The sequence below is a fragment of the Lysinibacillus boronitolerans JCM 21713 = 10a = NBRC 103108 genome, from assembly GCF_000772935.1.
Taxonomy (GTDB): domain Bacteria; phylum Bacillota; class Bacilli; order Bacillales_A; family Planococcaceae; genus Lysinibacillus; species Lysinibacillus boronitolerans.
Genome location: NZ_JPVR01000005.1, coordinates 1 through 212, shown reverse-complemented (window position 1 = coordinate 212; position 212 = coordinate 1). Strand labels below are relative to the sequence as shown.

Sequence of the window (212 nt, the reverse complement as noted above, 5' to 3'; positions counted from 1 at the left end):
CCCAGCAGCAGGTGGCTGGCCACCCGCCGGTTGCCATGCAGCACTTCCAGGGTGTGTGCCGTCAGTCGCACGTCCACGTTCTGCCGGGCCAGGGCGGAGGGCACGCTGTAGAAGCTGCCATTGACCTCGATGTGGTAGTCGATGCTGACCTTGCAGCGCTTGAAGGTGGCGACCTCGTAGGGATGCACCGGCAGCGCTCGCAAGGCCGGGCG

General features: G+C 67.0%; 1 protein-coding gene. It reads right to left on the bottom strand.

The genetic code is table 11. The features are described from left to right. Nucleotides 1–212 (bottom strand): Mu transposase domain-containing protein (locus CD31_RS00025; protein ID WP_425319335.1); only part of this gene is annotated, 212 nt, incomplete at both ends.